The sequence below is a fragment of the Paenibacillus sp. An7 genome (assembly GCF_009870785.1).
Lineage (GTDB): Bacteria > Bacillota > Bacilli > Paenibacillales > Paenibacillaceae > Paenibacillus.
This window is the reverse complement of sequence record NZ_WTWX01000002.1, coordinates 226,629-244,000: the sequence shown is the minus strand read 5'-3', so window position 1 is coordinate 244,000 and position 17,372 is coordinate 226,629. Positions and strand designations below refer to the sequence as shown.

At 41.4% G+C, this 17,372-nt stretch carries 15 protein-coding genes; 12 read left to right on the top strand and 3 right to left on the bottom strand.

Translation table 11 applies throughout. The annotated features are described in order from the left end of the window. Positions 1-70: 70 nt before the first annotated feature. Positions 71-940: a thermonuclease family protein gene (locus tag GQY27_RS04140; RefSeq protein WP_442950880.1), complete on the bottom strand. Its 870-nt coding sequence runs from the start codon at positions 938-940 to the stop codon at positions 71-73. A gap of 295 nt (positions 941-1,235) precedes the next feature. Between GQY27_RS04140 and GQY27_RS04135 the strand changes: the two genes are divergently transcribed. Genes GQY27_RS04135 through GQY27_RS04090 form a run of 10 tightly spaced genes read left to right on the top strand, consistent with a single transcriptional unit; the run spans position 1,236 to position 11,962 of the window. Beyond that, entirely contained in the window at positions 1,236-2,414 is a 1,179-nt protein-coding gene (locus GQY27_RS04135; protein ID WP_160032261.1) for a nucleotide-binding protein, read from the top strand. After that, positions 2,411-3,646, top strand: coding sequence for a TadA family conjugal transfer-associated ATPase (locus GQY27_RS04130; protein WP_160032260.1), 1,236 nt, complete (start codon positions 2,411-2,413; stop codon positions 3,644-3,646). The genes GQY27_RS04135 and GQY27_RS04130 overlap by 4 nt, the downstream gene beginning before the upstream one ends. Before the next feature lie 7 nt (positions 3,647-3,653). Beyond that, positions 3,654-4,463 (top strand): type II secretion system F family protein, encoded by an 810-nt coding sequence (locus GQY27_RS04125; RefSeq protein ID WP_201450674.1) that lies wholly within the window; start codon positions 3,654-3,656, stop codon positions 4,461-4,463. A 13-nt stretch (positions 4,464-4,476) separates the two neighbouring features. Continuing rightward, on the top strand, positions 4,477-5,346 hold the full coding sequence (locus GQY27_RS04120; protein ID WP_236570479.1) for a type II secretion system F family protein: 870 nt from the start codon (positions 4,477-4,479) through the stop codon (positions 5,344-5,346). A 12-nt stretch (positions 5,347-5,358) separates the two neighbouring features. Further along, positions 5,359-5,547, top strand: a complete 189-nt coding sequence (locus tag GQY27_RS04115) for a Flp1 family type IVb pilin (protein WP_160032259.1) — start codon at positions 5,359-5,361, stop codon at positions 5,545-5,547. Positions 5,548-5,569: 22 nt separating this feature from the next. After that, positions 5,570-6,214 carry a TadE family protein gene (locus GQY27_RS04110; protein WP_160032258.1) on the top strand — a complete coding sequence of 215 codons (645 nt, stop codon included), beginning with the start codon at positions 5,570-5,572 and terminating at the stop codon, positions 6,212-6,214. A 25-nt stretch (positions 6,215-6,239) separates the two neighbouring features. Next, complete coding sequence (locus tag GQY27_RS04105; RefSeq protein WP_160032257.1) at positions 6,240-8,444, top strand: hypothetical protein; 2,205 nt, start codon at positions 6,240-6,242, stop codon at positions 8,442-8,444. A gap of 36 nt (positions 8,445-8,480) precedes the next feature. Next, entirely contained in the window at positions 8,481-9,482 is a 1,002-nt protein-coding gene (locus tag GQY27_RS04100; RefSeq protein WP_160032256.1) for a TadE/TadG family type IV pilus assembly protein, read from the top strand. Beyond that, positions 9,479-10,021, top strand: coding sequence for an A24 family peptidase (locus GQY27_RS04095; RefSeq protein ID WP_236570478.1), 543 nt, complete (start codon positions 9,479-9,481; stop codon positions 10,019-10,021). The genes GQY27_RS04100 and GQY27_RS04095 overlap by 4 nt, the downstream gene beginning before the upstream one ends. A 60-nt stretch (positions 10,022-10,081) precedes the next feature. Then, positions 10,082-11,962 (top strand): DUF6382 and FHA domain-containing protein, encoded by a 1,881-nt coding sequence (locus tag GQY27_RS04090; protein WP_160032255.1) that lies wholly within the window; start codon positions 10,082-10,084, stop codon positions 11,960-11,962. On the opposite strand, the gene GQY27_RS04085 is transcribed toward GQY27_RS04090, so the two are convergent. Both GQY27_RS04085 and GQY27_RS04080 read right to left on the bottom strand, forming a co-directional pair. Beyond that, positions 11,959-12,852 carry a TIGR01777 family oxidoreductase gene (locus tag GQY27_RS04085; RefSeq protein WP_160032254.1) on the bottom strand — a complete coding sequence of 298 codons (894 nt, stop codon included), beginning with the start codon at positions 12,850-12,852 and terminating at the stop codon, positions 11,959-11,961. The two genes, GQY27_RS04090 and GQY27_RS04085, sit on opposite strands and share 4 nt — an antisense overlap. A gap of 188 nt (positions 12,853-13,040) precedes the next feature. Continuing rightward, positions 13,041-13,937 (bottom strand): AraC family transcriptional regulator, encoded by an 897-nt coding sequence (locus tag GQY27_RS04080; protein ID WP_160032253.1) that lies wholly within the window; start codon positions 13,935-13,937, stop codon positions 13,041-13,043. A 311-nt stretch (positions 13,938-14,248) separates the two neighbouring features. Between GQY27_RS04080 and GQY27_RS04075 the strand changes: the two genes are divergently transcribed. Both GQY27_RS04075 and GQY27_RS04070 read left to right on the top strand, forming a co-directional pair. Further along, the gene (locus GQY27_RS04075) at positions 14,249-15,907 is read left to right on the top strand and encodes a glycoside hydrolase family 43 protein (RefSeq protein WP_160032252.1); all 1,659 of its coding nucleotides are present in this window, start codon (positions 14,249-14,251) and stop codon (positions 15,905-15,907) included. A gap of 21 nt (positions 15,908-15,928) precedes the next feature. Beyond that, the gene (locus GQY27_RS04070) at positions 15,929-17,167 is read left to right on the top strand and encodes an MFS transporter (RefSeq protein WP_160032251.1); all 1,239 of its coding nucleotides are present in this window, start codon (positions 15,929-15,931) and stop codon (positions 17,165-17,167) included. Positions 17,168-17,372 lie beyond the last annotated feature (205 nt).

The following is a 17,372-nucleotide window of genomic DNA, read 5'->3' as shown; positions in this document are numbered from 1 at the left end:
GCAGGATATTACCTCCATCTGTTAGTGAGATCTAACAAGTGAAGGCAGTTCACTGCGTGGCTGCCTTATTTTAATTTTTAGGAGCTCTATAACCAGCAGCTACCGCTTCTGCTTCTGTACAAAACCAAGCCTCTGGTTGGGTTGATTTGTAATTAGGAGATGCAGTGGTGTGGTAAATTTTCTCTCCCTTAGCATTGATATTCCCTTTAATGGTACAAGTATTGTTAGGCGGAGTAGAAGAAGTACTAATTCCATTAGAAGATGCAGTTCCGCTAGTAGTGCTGTGTGAAGTAGTACTGCCGTCTTCCTGATATTCAGCAGGATGAAAACCATCCTCTTGTGCATAGTTTTCATATTTCCATATACCTAGTGCTTGCTTTTTGCTTTTGTTCTGAATGGCTTCAAACTCATCCACATAACGAACGTTCGGCGGATAGATATAAGCAACTCTTGCATAACCTTTCTTAAGCAGCGATTCCTGAAGCATTACTCCATCCACATAGACGTAAGCGAGCAGACGAGAGTATTTATCACGATTGGGACCGATATCAAATTCAAGTTCGATTTTCTTGGCCTTTTCTAGCATATGCTTTGTATATTGCTTTGCTTCCTGACCAAGTGGTTGTACACCGAGCTTTGGGTGGGATGTTTCTGGTGTGTCTACGAGCAGCAGGCGCACAGATTGGCTCTTGCCTTCGTACATCACTTTCAAGGTATCTCCGTCCACAGCACGATCGAGGGTAACAGGAACTCTTGGATATTTATATTCCGTGGAAGATTGATCTGATGTATTATCTGTACTTGATGTACCCGTAGAAATACCTGTATTCGATGTACTGCCTGTATTCGTATCAGTGATATAATCTCTTAACTGAATCTCACCGCAGCCCGCTGTAAGAACAGCAATACTCAGGACTAGTGGAATCATCCACCGTCTCAAAAAATACATGAAAAACACTCCATTCTAAGATGTATAGTATGTATGCGTGGATCTCCCTAAGTGTACTATATTCATAAAATAAAGGGAACGGACGTTTGCTAAACTTACATTAAATGCAATGCGTTTATAAAAGAGACCATGGAAATAAAAATTTGTTCTTGATAATTATGGAAAATCATGCTAATCTATCGTTAACTTAATCAGCACGTGACGGAAGCACCGTCCATATTGCAGGAAATCTTGCGATAATGGGCGGTGCTTTTTTTGCTGTGGAAGGGGAAAGGTATGATGATTAATGAATAGAGTGCTGCTTGCAAGCAGCAGTTTGGAATATGTTGAGGCGCTGCTAGATTTTATTCAAGGAAGTTCGTATTCAGCCGTATTTCAGGTGACTGCTTTTTCACAGCCGGAGGCCATGTCAAGGTACATAGAGGAATTAACTCCAACCTCTACTCCAGACTTAATAGTAGCGGAAGAGCCGTTTATTGAAAAATGGAAGTCCAGTCCTTTTGCAGATAAAGTACCTGTTCTTCTATTTACAGAGCAGCTTGTGTCTGAAGAAGATCAAACGAGAATTAGGAAGTATCAGCCTTTGCCCGCCATCTTAGCAAAATGGGAAGAAGTGCTGCTCAGTTCGAGCAGGCGAGAAAGAGGTAGATTCACTGGTGCACAAACATGGGTGATTGGGGTCACTTCGGCATCTGGGGGCTGCGGAAAGACAACGGTTGCTCTCAATCTAGCTAAACAGCTCGGACGGTTGGGTTATTCGGTATTTTATCTGAATCTAGAAACCATGGATAGTACAGGGCCATTTTTACATACATCAACATCATCAATAGAGAGGCAAACCGAATCAGGCGGCGATTTGTTTAGTCAATTATTGTACCAGCTGAGAGCGAATAAAGTACCAAATAACAGTTTTCATGGAGAGAAGTATGACAGGATTGATCTTAATCCTTATACGATACGGAATGAACGTATTCAAGCAGATTGTTTTATTCCGGCAAACAATCGCAAAGAACTGCTTCAGATGAATAAATCGGATACGAGTGAATTGATCCGTCTCATTACGGAGTCAGGTCAATATCATTTTGTTATTGCAGACCATGATTCAGTGTGGGACTTGCGCTCGGAAGCAGTGATGGAGGAATCTCAGCTCCTAGTATGGCTGTTGTCTGATGATATTCATACGATGAATAAATGCAAGGAATGGATGAAGTTTCATAGGCAGCTTGATCCAGAACAGCATGAGAATAGGATGAGAAAAGCTTGGTACGTAATTAATCGTTATATGGGAAATATGGTAAACGAGCTTCCGGACGAAGGGATGATTGCAGAACATTATCTGCCTTATATCCCTTCCTGGAAACAGATGCGGGAACCTGATTTACTGCTGAGCTCACCGATATATCAGAAAGAAATGAATAAGCTGTGTGAAACGATTGGCGATCTGTACAGGGAGAATACAGCATGAATGAAGCGTGGTTCAAGGAATTAAGAAAGACGGTGCGTTCAGGTCTTGATGTGACTTCATCTGCAGGGGATTCGGAACTCATGGAGCATATCGAGCGCAGGGTACTTTATCATAGAGATCTGGTACATCTGACTTCTGGAGAAAAGCAGACCCTAATTAGACGATTATATGATTCCTTTCGAGGACTTGATGTTCTTCAGCCGCTTGTAGATAACCCGAATATTACGGAGATTATGATTAATAGTCATCACGAGATTTTTATTGAAGAACATGGTGAAGTGAAGCAGCTGCCCATCGCATTTGAATCTGCAGACCGGCTCGAAGATATTATTCAGTCGATTGTCTCCGGGGTAAACCGCATTGTTAATGAGTCTTCTCCGATCGTGGATGCGAGGCTGAAAGATGGGTCACGGGTGAATATTGTTTTACCGCCGATTGCTCTAAAGGGTCCAACAATGACCATCCGTAAGTTCCCGGAGAAACCAATGAGCATGGAAGATCTAGTTCGTATCGGTGCTCTGACCAAAGAGGCTGCACAGCTGTTGCAAAAGCTCGTAAAGAGTAAATACAACATCTTTATCAGCGGTGGAACTGGATCAGGGAAAACCACGTTCCTCAATGCCTTGTCTCAGAATGTGCCTAGCAGTGAGCGGATCATTACAATCGAGGATTCAGCAGAGCTGCAGATTGTTACGGTACCGAATCTTGTATCACTCGAGACGCGCAATGCCAATACGGAAGGCAGAGGGGAAATATCAATCCGTGATCTCATTCGATCTTCTCTTCGGATGCGGCCTAATCGAATTATTGTAGGCGAGGTACGGGGGAGTGAGGCGCTGGACATGCTGCAGGCGATGAACACAGGGCATGATGGAAGTCTCTCAACGGGACACGCGAACAGCATTGTGGATATGGTCAGTCGTTTAGAAACGATGGTACTGAGCGGGGCAGATTTGCCTATCGTTGTCGTTAGACAGCAAATCAGTTCAGCTATCGATATTTTTGTTCATCTATCAAGACTCAGAGATCGTTCACGGCGGGTTACTGAGATCAGTGAAGTGGTCGGAATGGAAAATGGGGAGGTGAGGCTGAATCGTCTATATCAGTTTCAGGAACGCGGGGAAGCAGAAGGGCGCATTGTAGGTGAACTTGTTTCGAACTCCTCTTCGCTTGTACATGTGGACAAGTTGCGGGCTGCCGGCATCCATTATCCATTTAATGAAGATAGATAAGAGGAGGATGAAAGTGGATTTGAGCAGGAGGTTTGTTCAGAACAAGAACCACATACCGGCAGAGTCTAGCGGTAAACTATCTGACTATTCAGTACATTATTTAAGTCCTCGGCAAAAAATAGTATGCATGATTGTCAGCGCCATTCTGTTTTTTATGATCGGCTACTTATTTTATCATCACATAATTATGAGCAGCATATTAGCCTTAGCAGCATTTTTTATCCCTAAATACTATAATCAATACCTGCTTGAGAAGAGACGATCGGCTCTCAGTCTTCACTTTAAGCAAGCACTATATTCTCTATCTTCCTCTCTTGCTGCTGGAAAGTCCGTAGAAAATGCATTTAGGGAAGCTGTTCTTGATCTTCGAATGCTTGATCCGCAGGCAGATCACGATCTGATCCGAGAGTTTACAATTATCTGTACAAGAATGGAATATGGTCAGCCGATTGAGGAAGCTTTATTAGATTTTGCAAATCGTGCTCATATGGAGGACATTACGAACTTCGCCGATGTGTTTGTTACTTGTAAACGTACAGGCGGTGATCTGGTTGAAGTCGTAAGAAGAACTTCTTCGGTTATAGGAGAAAAACTAGATATTCAGCAAGAAATTGCAGTAACTATCTCACAGAAAAAGTTTGAGTCTAAGGCAATGTTTGCTTCTCCTTTTGTATTTTTGTTCGTGCTTAGTGTCACGTCTCCTGATTTCCTGACACCTTTATACAGCCCAGCCGGATATCTCATTTCAAGTGTATCTATTATCGTATTGTTTGCTTGTTTCTTATGGGTGAATCGTATTATGAATATTCGGGTGTAAGGGGCGAGGAGTAATGATGATCATTAGTAATATGATGGCTGCTTTGCTTGCCTTGTGGTGGATTCTTGCCAATCGAACAGCTAAAACAAGGTATCAAAAGCTGAATCAGGTAGAGATGACCGGACTGCGATTTCGTAAACTGCATGCTCCATTTATTGGCCTGATTGAACGAATGGACTTCGTAAGAAAGTTTCCAATGTTTGTTTATCGTGTGCAGCATTCGATTCAGAGAGCTTATGGTCCTAAATATGGTCATGAGAAAATGATGTTGTTTCTTGCAGAGATGTTTGTATGTAGCTGGCTTGCGCTAATGGGTGGGGCTGTGATGACGCTTTGGTTACATGGGCTGATGGGAATTGCAATCGGATGCATGCTCGCTATTATCATTCCCTTTGCACAGCTGAAGGATCTTCATGAGAAGGTGAAGCTGCGTGAACAGGATATTTTAATGGAACTGCCAGAGTTTCTTAACAAAGTTGTTTTGCTTGTTGGTGCAGGGGAGACCGTCCAGAAGGCAATTATACATTGTACGGAGCGTAAACAGAGTTCTGACCATCCTTTGTACATAGAACTCAGACAAATGATTGCAGAATGGAACAGTGGATTTTCATTTCAACAAGCCTTTGAGCAGTTTAGTAAACGATGCGGCGTTCAGGAAGTATCTATATTTACAACGACCGTGCTGCTTAACTTTCGGCGGGGAGGCAATGATTTTGTACTTTCTCTGAGGGAGCTGTCACGAGTATTGTGGGAGAAGAGAAAATCACTGAGTCGCACCAAAGGGGAGCAGGCTTCATCTAAGCTGGTGTTTCCAATGGTAGTTATTTTTTTAGTTATTGTAATTATGGTAGGTGCACCTTCGTTTATGACGATGAATTTATAGGGGGAAATAGTAATGCTGACAACAGTTAAAAATAAGATGGTTGGTTTTTGGAAGGAAGAGGATGGTCTCGGTACGCTGGAGATGATTTTGATTATTGGGGTCATTATTGTAATTGGTCTTATTTTCAAAAATCAGATCACTTCAATCGTCAATAAATTGCTGAAACAGGTTGGTTCAAAAAGTGAAGAATTTTTCGAATAAACTCTTCAGGTTCAGAAACCATTTGAGAGACGACAATGGGAGCTTCACGCTTGAAGCTTCTCTCGTGTTTCCTGTCATTTTGTTTACGCTATGTTTATTAATGTTCTTTTGCGTGTTGCTGTACCAGAAATCGATGTTAACACAGTACGCATCTGCATCTTCGGAGCGCTCAGCTTATAACTGGGAGAACAGCCATAAGGAACCGAAGACAGGTGCATTTCCAGAGGACGAATACGACAGGTTGTACTGGAGATTAGCTGATGATTATATGCTTGGTTCGCTTTTTGGTACGTTTGGAGCAGAATCTGCTTCCTCTATATCTGTTCCAAGTGAGAGATTAGAGGGTAATCTTACATCACAGAAAATGAGTCAGACAGCTGCATCGCTCCCATCAATGTACAGCGGGACGATGGAGTATGAGAATAAATTCATGAATCGGCAGATAACAACGAAAATAGATCAATTAGTATCTTTACCCATGGTGGGTTTTTTACTTCATCGAGATCGTAAAATTCACCATTCAGGGAAAGCAACGGTGGTTGAGCCCGATGAGTTCATCCGCAATATAGAGTTGATTCGATATTATGGAGCGCGATTCTCGGGGATGGGAACACCCGGTGATCCATCAGAAATCGCACAAATTCTCGGAAAGCTAACGGGGAAATAACTGTAGGATGCGGGGGAGAAACGGATTGTTTAAGAAAGGGGAATCAGAGTCTGGGACAGTAACTATTTTTCTGGCCATGGTGCTTGCGGTCATCTTTATGTTTGTTGCTGTATTTATAGATTATGCAAGAATTGGAGCTATGAAAGTTCAGACAGAGAGGTTATCTCATGCTGCTGTTCGTTCTGTAATGTCCTCCTACATGCCTGAGCTCCAGCAGAGATATGGACTATTTGCTCACAGCGGTGAACAAGGAGATTTCATTATGTCTAAAGTGCTAAATGATAGTACAAAGCCCATTCCTCATCGGGATGGACTCGCCATTATTCCGATGCAACTAGATAGTTCAGGTCTTGTATTTGAACGTGAACTAGGCAGGTATGATCACTTTAATCAACAAATTCAGGAAGAGATGAAGTATAAAGCGCCGATTGATTTTTTATATGATGCGGTAACTAGATTTAAACCTCTCTCAGAGGATCTAAAGCAAGCAGCTCACAGTGTAGACGTTCTGCGGAAGTTACAAAAACTATATGACAAGCGTGAAAAATCACTTGAGCAGGCTATCAAAAAGAGAAGGGAAGCTGCGAAAACGGCGGAGATGGTTGCGAAGCTGGTTATGGACCCTCCAAGCAGCTACTTCAGTGATAGCCCGCTGGGTGGAAACATTCGCTCATTAGCAGATGGAGCCTCTCGTTACTCTGATTATTACACTAAATATACGGAAGATGAAGCAAGGGAGCCTCGCCTTAGAATTCATGGTACGGAGCTAAGCGAGTATCGTATGGACCTAACAGGAGTATTGTTTCGCCTCGGACAAGCAAGAACAGGAGCAGCAAGCACACACCAGCAGAAGATTGAAGAGGCGAATGATCTGATTGAAGAAGCAAAACAACTGAATGAGCAAATGAAACAGGTCATTAAAGATGGTGAGGCGAGAGCTGCTAATCAGGCATATGACAAAGTGGGTCAAGCAAACACACCAAGTAAGGGAGTATCCTCATCTGGAAATGTAAATGGGGCCGAATTACGTAAGAAGACAGAAGAACTAGTACGAAAAGATACGGAGTTTGCCGCTTTTATAAACAGCCAGAATCAACAATTAACAGATTATACATATGCACAGCAAAAAGTAATGGCTGCTGAAAGTTCGCTTCGTAACCTATCAGACGGTGATTCCTATCATAAAAGAAATGAAGTTCTTTCCGCGAATAAGGATATTCAGGTATATATGGACCGCTACGTAAAATCTAGCAGCAGTAACATGATAGATCAGTCCGCACAGCAGATTGATGATTATAGGGCAGCTGATAAAGAAAGAGCAAAAGTGGACAAGCAGTCACAGCAAAAACTAAATGAAGCACAAAATAAAATCAAGTTATTAGTGGCTGCGGCGGGTCTCGAAGAAAGTACAAAACAGTTTAATGAACTAAAAACTTATTTTAATGAGAGTATTTCCTTTAATAAGACGAGTAGTGAAGAATCAGTTAGCACACAAATGTCTGATGACCCTTATGATGCGGGGGGAGATGCGATGGAAAATATGGATCAGATGTTTGGCGGTATGTCTGGGTTTATTGATGTTCTGAGTGATGAACTGTTTCAAAATGAATACGCAATGCAATATTTTTCGTCTGTTGATCTTTCAATGTTATCAGGCAGCAAGACAAACACGAGTACGCTTGAACCGGAATCATTTTTTCTACCGGAAAGTCAGGAACTCGAGTATATCATTTATGGGTTTCATAATCCTTATGGGAATATTACTGCAGCCTATGGCGAAGTGTTTACCATAAGGCTTGCGATTAGGACGATGGAGGGACTTGTGGAGAGCAGTAAGCTTGGTAATCCGCTGCTTATCCTTTCAAAAGCGATCTTGTATGGACTTGAACATGCACTTGCTGATATGAGCTCTCTTGCGGATGACGGAAAAGTAGAATTATCTAAATATGCCAAGCAGATATCGGTAACCTACCGCGATCATTTACGCTTTTTCTTGCTTGCACATAGTAATAACGAGAAAAAGATGTCACGAATGATGGCATTGATCCGTTTGAACACGGATATAGATCTGTTGAAGTCGTATACCTATGCCTCAGGACAGACAGGCATGAGGATGAAATTATGGTTTTTACCTGGAATAACCAAAATGTTAGGGACGATATCAGGAAGTGCTAATCGTGTAGAGAATGGTAGTGTTTATATCACGGTTCAGTCGGATTACTCCTACTAGATTATCCAGTTCATATTAATAGGGGCTAATAAAACTATGAAAATTCACAAGAAACGAAATAGAAGAAGTAGAAAGATAGGTGGCAGTCTGAGGTCAGACAAGGGGAGTATAGTACTCGACGCTTCTCTAGTCATGCCGATCTTTCTCTTTTTTATCGTCTTTCTTATTTACTTTGTCCAAATGACGTTATTTGTAACGGCCCTGCAAACCGCTGCCTCAGAAACAGTGAAAAAAATCTCTGCACATATGTATCCTGTAGTGCTTGCAGTTGATGCGGCAGGCTCAGTAGATTCAGGATTAGATGGCTTGGACATCCCAGGGACGGGGGAGGGCGGAATTTTTCCGATCCCTGAATTGTCATTGACTGATTTAGTTGCCAAATATGCTTCTGCTCTGCCCGAACCGATTGGTGAGTGGGCTTCTATGGCAGCAGCAAGCGGAGAAGCACCGCTGCAGCATTTGCAAAGTTCAGTTTCGGAAGCTGTACTCGACCCGGTAATTAAGCCGCTCCTCTCTCCGGTAATCGAGAATACGGTACTTGAATATGACCGAATTCACGTTAACGGCATCGATTTACCGAACCTGAAAGAAAAAACGAACCCTTACTTTGGGATCGAGCTAACTTATGAGATGCCGCTCAAAGTTCCTTTTACAAATAAGAGCATTCGAATTCAGGCCAGCAGTAAAGAGCGGATCTGGATTGGAGCTACAAACGAGGGGAATTCAGAAGGAGACGGTACCAACGCTGCGAAGGGAAATGTAGCCCTGTTATCCAAACCAGAACCTGCCTATATTGCGAGACAGGCTACCATTAGGGCAAAGATTACTCCGGGTGCTTCGGCAAATTTGTCGGTATTTTATAAAACAGGAGAAAGCACAGCTAAACATGTAGGATGGGCTACGGCTGATGAGATTGGTGAGGTGGAGTGGACGTGGTTTGTCGGCACAAGAACGACAGAGGGAACGTGGCCTTTTGTTATCGAAACAAGTGATGGAGCTAGGTTAGAAGTGATGTTTGAGGTTGCTTCAAAGACGTGAAGGAAGTGAATGTGATGGAACTTGTTTATTATGGATGTGGAATTTTTGTGGTAGCTGCATTTATTACAGATGTCAGATCTATGCGAATTCCTAACCTGTTATCTTTGTCTGCTATCATTAGCGGGCTGATCGTTCATTTATGTATAGGTGGTTTTCAAGATTTGCTTTCAAGTATGAGCGGATTGGGTACTGGATTTGGGATCATGTTTGTGCTTTATCTTGCCGGAGCGGTAGGAGCGGGCGATGTGAAAATCTTTGGCGGAATCGGGGCATGGACTGGGGTTTTATTTACCGTTCAAGCAATGGTATACTCCATTCTCATTGCAGGCATAATTGGCCTTATTATTCTAATTTTGAAAAAACAGCTGGTTCAACGATTGGGCAAGCTCGTTCTATATATTTTTAGCTGGGTAATCCCAGGTATCGGATTCATGAGTCCAGTGCAAAGTTACAGCCCGCTGAAGGAAGGCCTTCGGTTTCCGTTTATGATTGCTGTGTTGCCGGGGTTTATAAGCGCATGCGGGATATATTTATTATAAAAACAGTGTGCTAATTATATACAAAGAATAGAACAGTGAAGTGTCTAAAGGAGAGACGTTATGATTAGCTTGAAACGAGATTTTATACATAACGGTAAAGCAATGATGACGATTGATAAAACTGGCGGATTTGTCCGCAGTGAACTGAGTGAGATACAGCTGCAAATGGTGATGTCCAATGTCATTTCAGGTCATCTGTCAATGTCTATGAAAGAAATCGATCAAGAAATTACGTTTCACTATGATATATCAGGTAAAAAAATGCTTTCCCAAACAGCAAGACATGAGAAATTATCTCTAACAGGCCTATTTCAATTACTGCTGCAGATCACTCAGACATTACTTACTTGTCCGCAGTATATGCTTGACGAACAAAGGTATGTATTACATGAGGATTATATATTTACAACCGATCCTCTTGAGGAAGCAAAAGTGTATTTATGTTATATACCGGTTTCACTAGAAATGGAAGTAGAATCCATCCCTTTTCAAATAAGTCAGATGGTGAATAGAATGATGCCTTATGTCAAAGCGCTCGAAGGAACGGGTATACAAAGAATTTTGCAGTTATGTAATGATGGAGATTTTCAGCTTGATGATTTGCAGAAATTGTTGAATGAGCTACTTATGTCTGAGACAGGTGTAGGAAGTAAGTCTTCAGCAAGAATAAACAGCGTTCATGGTGTATCATCTTCGTACCCTATGGACGATCATTTTCAAGGGAAATCATCACGGTCCCTCATAAAAGAACCGAGTAATCCTAACTTACAGAGATCTTCTAGACCTACACCTACACCTGCACCCGTACCCAATCAGATACCGGTATTGTCCAATCACTCAAACGATAGCTTCATTTCGTCTGTTCCGCTTAACCCGCTCCGCCGTTCTTCACCTGAAGCTGCGAGTGAGAATAGACCAGGCCTAGCTTTGGGTTCTATTTCGCACCCTATTTTTTCTATGAAAGATACCTATGAATCAAGTGGACATCACTCTGAAGAGGGAGAAGAGAAAGAGACTAAAAAACCTGAAAAACCTATTTATTACTGGCTCGGCGGGATGCTTCTCGCTTCTGTGTTGTGGAGATTTCTTTATATGGATGAACCAACGGCCACTCGGCTTGTACTGTGTTTGGTTATTACCGTAACACTGGCTGCAGCTGCCTATATGTTATCTACAGGAAAACTCGCTGGGATAGGTAACATGTCTTTAAACAGCACAAGAAAACAAGAAGATGATTACATCAGCAACGAACTCTCAAATAATGCGCAATCTTCTTCCTTCTCTTTATTTCAGCAGGAAGATGAGACTGATTTTCCTAGGGAAAAGGGGATTTTCGGTAGTGGAAATAAAAACAAAGAAGGTGCGGAACCATGGCGCTGGAACTCGCCATCTAAGCTGGAAGAATCTGATGGTGAATTCCTCAGCAATCCTTTTAAACAAGTAGCGCCAGACTCTATCTTCTCTTTTACCGCACCTAAATCACTAGACAATGAGGAGCATGAGACAACGGATCATTACTATGATTCTTTGCGTCAAAGCACGCAGATGCTAAATACATCTCATGCCCAGGCGACGGTGCTTCTTTCTGATGTAGAGTCAGTTTCAAGTTCTGCTAGTCAATCCGCTGTGGTGACTATAAAAAAAGGAATATTAGAAAGGCAAGCTCCCCAAGCTGCACCTGAACAAATGGAGTTAGGTACAGCAAGTTTTATTATTGGCCGCTCACAGGAAGTGTCCCAATATGTAGAGGAAGGGAAGGGGACATCCCGGGCACATGTAGAAATCAGTAAATCGAAAGATCGATATTATATTAAAGATTTAAATTCGATGAACGGTACACTATTGCTTGATCAGCCGATGATTCCTTATAAAGAATATCCCCTCGAAGAAGGCGATTCTTTTATCATTTCAGAATCGAAATATACTTTCCATTACGTCTAGCTGTTTTTTAACTGATAAATTGCGTCATTTAGGCGAGGGTAATCAAATTGGAAGCCGCATTCCTCAGCTTTGTCAGGTACTGCTTTCTGACCTTCCAAAATGAGAATGGACATTTCGCCAAGCAGTGCTTTGAGCATAAATGAAGGCGCCGGAAACCAGTGAGGACGATGCAGAACGTTTCCAATGGTCTTTCCGAAATCTGTATTCGTAACAGGGTATGGAGAAGTGGCATTCACAGGACCGCTCATCTCAGGATTTCGCACAGCATAATCGATCAGCTTCACCATGTCATTCATATGTATCCATGAAACCCACTGTTCTCCATCCCCAATAGGCCCGCCTACCCCTATTTTATAAGGTAACTGCATGAGAGGGTAGGCTCCTTTATCGCCCAGAACTACGCCTGTTCTGACAAGGACTAACCTTGTATTATTAAATCTTTGCCGGGCTGCATTTTCCCACTGCACGCAGACGTCAGATAGAAAATCGATGCTCTCTACCTCAGAATATTCGTTGAAGGTATCTTTTCGAGAGGTACCGTAGATTCCCACGGCTGAGGATTGAATAACGGCTTGCGGTTTATTTGTGAGTTGATCGAGAATATCTCCTAATCGGTGAACCGAATCCAGGCGAGACTGCTTTATTTTTGACTTCGTATCCTTTGTCCACCGCTGATTGAGTGATTCCCCAGCTAGATTAACGACAGCGTCCAGTGATTCAAGCAGATGGGGATTGCTGCTTAGTTCATCCCAAGTCACAAGTTTCATGCCATCTGGTTGGTTGGCTCTTGCTTTTCTTGTAATAACGATAATCTCATATCCCTGCTTTATCCAATACTCAGAAAGATGTCTCCCAATAAATCCGGTGCCCCCACAAATCGCAAGCTTCATGTATGACCTCGCTCCTCTCTTTTGACCAACGTATAAAGTGACAGCCATTTTCACAGTCCTATTGTTTATTACACGATTGTATCCGTTCACACTCTTCATTGCACTAAATTTCGTATAAATTCTACTTTAATACCATTAGAATAAATCGACTCCTATTTTTATGCACTGGCTTAGATACTTTGATTTCTTTAGATGTTCGTTTTCTTTCGATATTCTGAAGGATTGATTCCGGTCCATCGTTTAAATTGCCTGCTAAAGTGAGATAAGTTGTTATAACCTAAACGATGAGCAATCTCCTTCAATGGTAACTCGGGTTGTTGTAATAAGATTTTTGCTTCTTGTAATTTCAGATCAGATAAATATTTTCTTGGAGACATACGATAAACTTTCTGAAATACTTCTAACCCATAATTTGGGCTGATCCCCAAAGAAGCTATAATGGGCTGAATGTGGATACTGAAATCGGTATGTTCGCTTTTCTCCCCGGCTTTTTTCTTGAAATTCCACTTTATTGCTTCTGCAATTTCTTTGGCATATTTTGCAGTAGTCATGGTCTGGTTTGTTTTGTTGTCGTTTAAAGGCTGAATATCTACTAACACTTCCAATAATTCAAAAAGAATAACTTGTGCTCTTAATTTTGCTTTAGCAAATGAAATATGAGGATCATCTAAAATATCAATCCATTTGAGAAGACATTTTTTTAATCTGCTGTGATAGGGATGGGAAGGATTATAAACCCATTCACAGTTTTTCATTAATCGTATGCGTAGCGAAGGTTCGTCAATATCAAAATGAGCACAAAAATAGGTCATAGACTCGGAAGCATGACACTTATTAATATGTTCAAATCCAGGCGGAATAAGGAGGATATCCTCTTTTTCTATTAGATATTGTTCATTTTCAAAGAGCGTTTCTTGCGTGCCGTCTAAAACAATTAAGATTTCAAAAGCATGGTGGTATTCCTTGGTCATTGACCAGTTTGAATAAACCGTCTGTTTATGAGCGCCAAAAAAACGAATATTCCAATCTATACGGGGAAGGATTTGTGTTTTGCTGCCTAATAAACAATTATTGCAGTTTGTCATTGTATTAAACCTGCCTTTGATATGGGTAAATTCTTCTTTAATTGTGCAATCGTATTTATATATTCATTGTTATTATAATGTAGACAAGCAGTAGGAAACGCTTTCGTTGTTGACGTGGTACACAGGTAAATTATCGATAATTAGCAAATGCAAGTTTATTATAGTCAAAAAAGAAAGCGGTATCAATGTGCTGTTTCATAATATGTTTGCTTTCTAGAAAAAGGGTAAATAAATTAGCCACAAAAGGTAAGCGCTTTATAAGGAAGACAATCGATCATAACCATAATTAGGTGATGAAAGGAGCAAAAGATATGACAATGATTCAAAACCCGGTCATTCCTGGAATGGCACCAGATCCCTCCATTATTCGGGTTGGGGAAGTCTATTATATAGCTACTTCAACCTTTCACTGGAATCCAGGGGTACAAATTTTCCAGTCAAAAGATTTAGCTAATTGGGAACTAACAAATTTCGTACTACGAAATGGTGAAGTCAACTTACGCGGTACGAATACACCTGCCGGCATCTGGGCACCGCACTTATCCTATGATTCCTCTACAAAAAAATTCTGGTTAGCATACTCTCACATGGTAAACATGGCTGGCCGTGAATTTAATGCGGATTCATACGCGATGTGGGCAGAAGATATCAACGGACCGTGGTCAGAACCGATCTACATAACATCCATAGGTTTTGATCCAGCTCTTTTTCATGATGAGGATGGAAAACATTATGTATCCATTCTGGAGTGGGAAACACGACAAGGTTACCAAGCACCCGGGCATATCGTGATTGCAGAGTTTGACCTAGATCAAGGTAAGATCAAAGGCGATTGGCATCGAGTTACACAAGGGTTTACTAGCCGTGGTTGTGCTGAAGCGCCACAAATATATAAGCATAAGGAATATTACTATCTACTAATTGCTGCTGGAGGAACAGGATACGCACACGGTGTTGAGATAGGGCGCTCAAAAAATATATTTGGTCCGTATGAGCCCCACCCATCAAAAGAGCCGATTATTACATCTTCGCCGCAGCATCTATTTTCACTCGGTGATCCCGATGCCGGACATTTTGAAATGTATAATCCACACTCCATTATGCAAAAAGCAGGTCATGGTTCTTTAGTTCAAACCCATACGGGTGAGTGGTATATTGCTCATCTCATGTCCCGCCCACTTGAAGGAATGCTTTTAAATCCATTAGGACGTGAAACGTCTTTACAAAAAATGAACTGGACTGAAGATGGCTGGTTGGAAATGTGTGATGGAACAAATTTAGCCAAGATGGAAGTTAAGGGGATGAAGGGAGTTAATCCAGGAAACAGGGTATCTCATGATGTATTTGATGATTTTACTAGTGAAAAATATAACAATCATTTTATGACTCCTTATCGCAATCAGGAAGATCATTGGGTGAATACGGTCGAACGTCCAGGGTATTTGCGGATTCACGGAGAAAACTCGTTATTCTCACAAATGAATCCAGCCATTATGGCAACCCGTGCCACATCATTTCATTATGATTTTAAGACAAAACTTGAATTTAGGCCGGATCATTATTTAGAAACTGCGGGTATGGGGCTTTACTATGATTCTAACAACTGGATTTATGCTCACTTAACGTATTCAGAAACATTAAGCGGGACAGTATTAAGTCTACTTCAAGCGAAGTTAGGAAAGCGCATCGAGTTTGTTCATCATAAAACTCTAGTACCTCGAAATACGGCTGAGTTGAAGCTTATATATAAATCAGGCATAGCGAGTATCTTCTATCGCTTGAGTGAGGATAGTGAATGGCAAGTGTTTGAGGATCAAATTGATGTTTCTTATTTGTCTGATGAAGGTGTGAACGGGGAACCAGGAGAGATCGGCGGATTTACAGGGCTATTTAATTTTATTGGTTCAGTTGATTCTCACCAGCACGATTCATTTGCAGACTTTAATTATTATATGGTCAAGAATTACTAGACATCGGAGAGGAAGTTTCACATGAGAACGATACCGCTTAAACGTTTAGTACCAGGATTAATTATCGGACCAGCTACGTGGCTAGGACCTTATATTGTAACAGCCAGTTTATTTTTACCGGCAATGATTCAGCAGCTAGATCCCGTAAATAAAGTAAACATAGTAGCTTTATTCTCAGCATTGGGGATGGTTGTCGCGGCCATTTCTAACATGGTGGCTGGATACTTGTCTGACCGTACAAGGTCTCGGTTTGGAAGACGTACACCTTGGTTGATCGGGGGATCATTCGTGTTTATGCTCGCCATGATTCTCGCCTCGATGACTACTACCATTCCGTTATTATTACTAAGCTGGATGCTGGGACAAGTTGCACTCAACTTTATTGTAGCACCCATGGTTGCTTGGTTAGATTTAGCACCGGAGGAAGGTAAGGGAACAGCATCATCTGCTTATGGCGGACTTGGTATGGCATTAGGTAACAATGGATTTACCATTTTAGGTGCGTTCTTTTTAGGGCAATATCGTTTAGGTTTTGTTATTTTTGGTATTGTTACGTTCATCGGTACATTAATCGCTGCATTTATTGTGCGTGAACCGTCTAACTTGGATGAGACAGTAGAAGTCTCTAAGTCACAAGATAAGCAAAAGTTTTCAATTAAGGAATTTATGTCCGTGTTTCCAAAGTGGTCAATTGGTCGTGATTATTATCTAGCTTTAATCGGTAAAATATGTCAAGGGATTGGGAACTTTGCTATTACGGGTTACTTGCTATTTATAATGACCGACTTTCTACACAAAGGTACCTCTGATACACAACAATCAATCCAACTAATTAATGGTATCATGCTGGTATTTGGTATCGCTATGGGATTTATTGCTGGACCGATTTCAGATAAGTTAAAAATATTAAAATTACCAGTTGGCTTATCTACGATTTTCTTAGGAATTGGAGCACTCAGCATTTTCTTTTTACGAAATGATCTAGGTATTATGATTTACGGCTTTATGGCTGGTTTGGGAATGGGTATATGGAACTCTTTGGATAATCTTCTGAATTTAAGGGTAATTCCGGATAAGGATCGCGTAGGTCTGTTCTTAGGAATATACAATTTGGGAAATACCGTAACACAAGCGATAGCCCCAGTGATTGCTGCACTTATGATTTCCCAAATCGGTTTTTCATCTATTTTTATTATGTCATTCTCACTCTCGATCATCGGAGGGATCTCTATTCTCTCTATTAAATCCGTAGCAAGATAGATTCTCTAAAAAACGACAGGCAAACTAGTTTAAGCTAGTTTGCCTGCAGTTTCGAAGCCGCGTTTTGCGGCTTTTTTTTGTTTTAAGGTATCGATAAAGACGCAATACTTTGCGGCATAATCATTTTTATGTGGACGTGGGTGATCTCCCACATGTAAAGTCGTTTTGGATCTGGTCTGAGGAACAGGTATGAATTGGAGTTTGG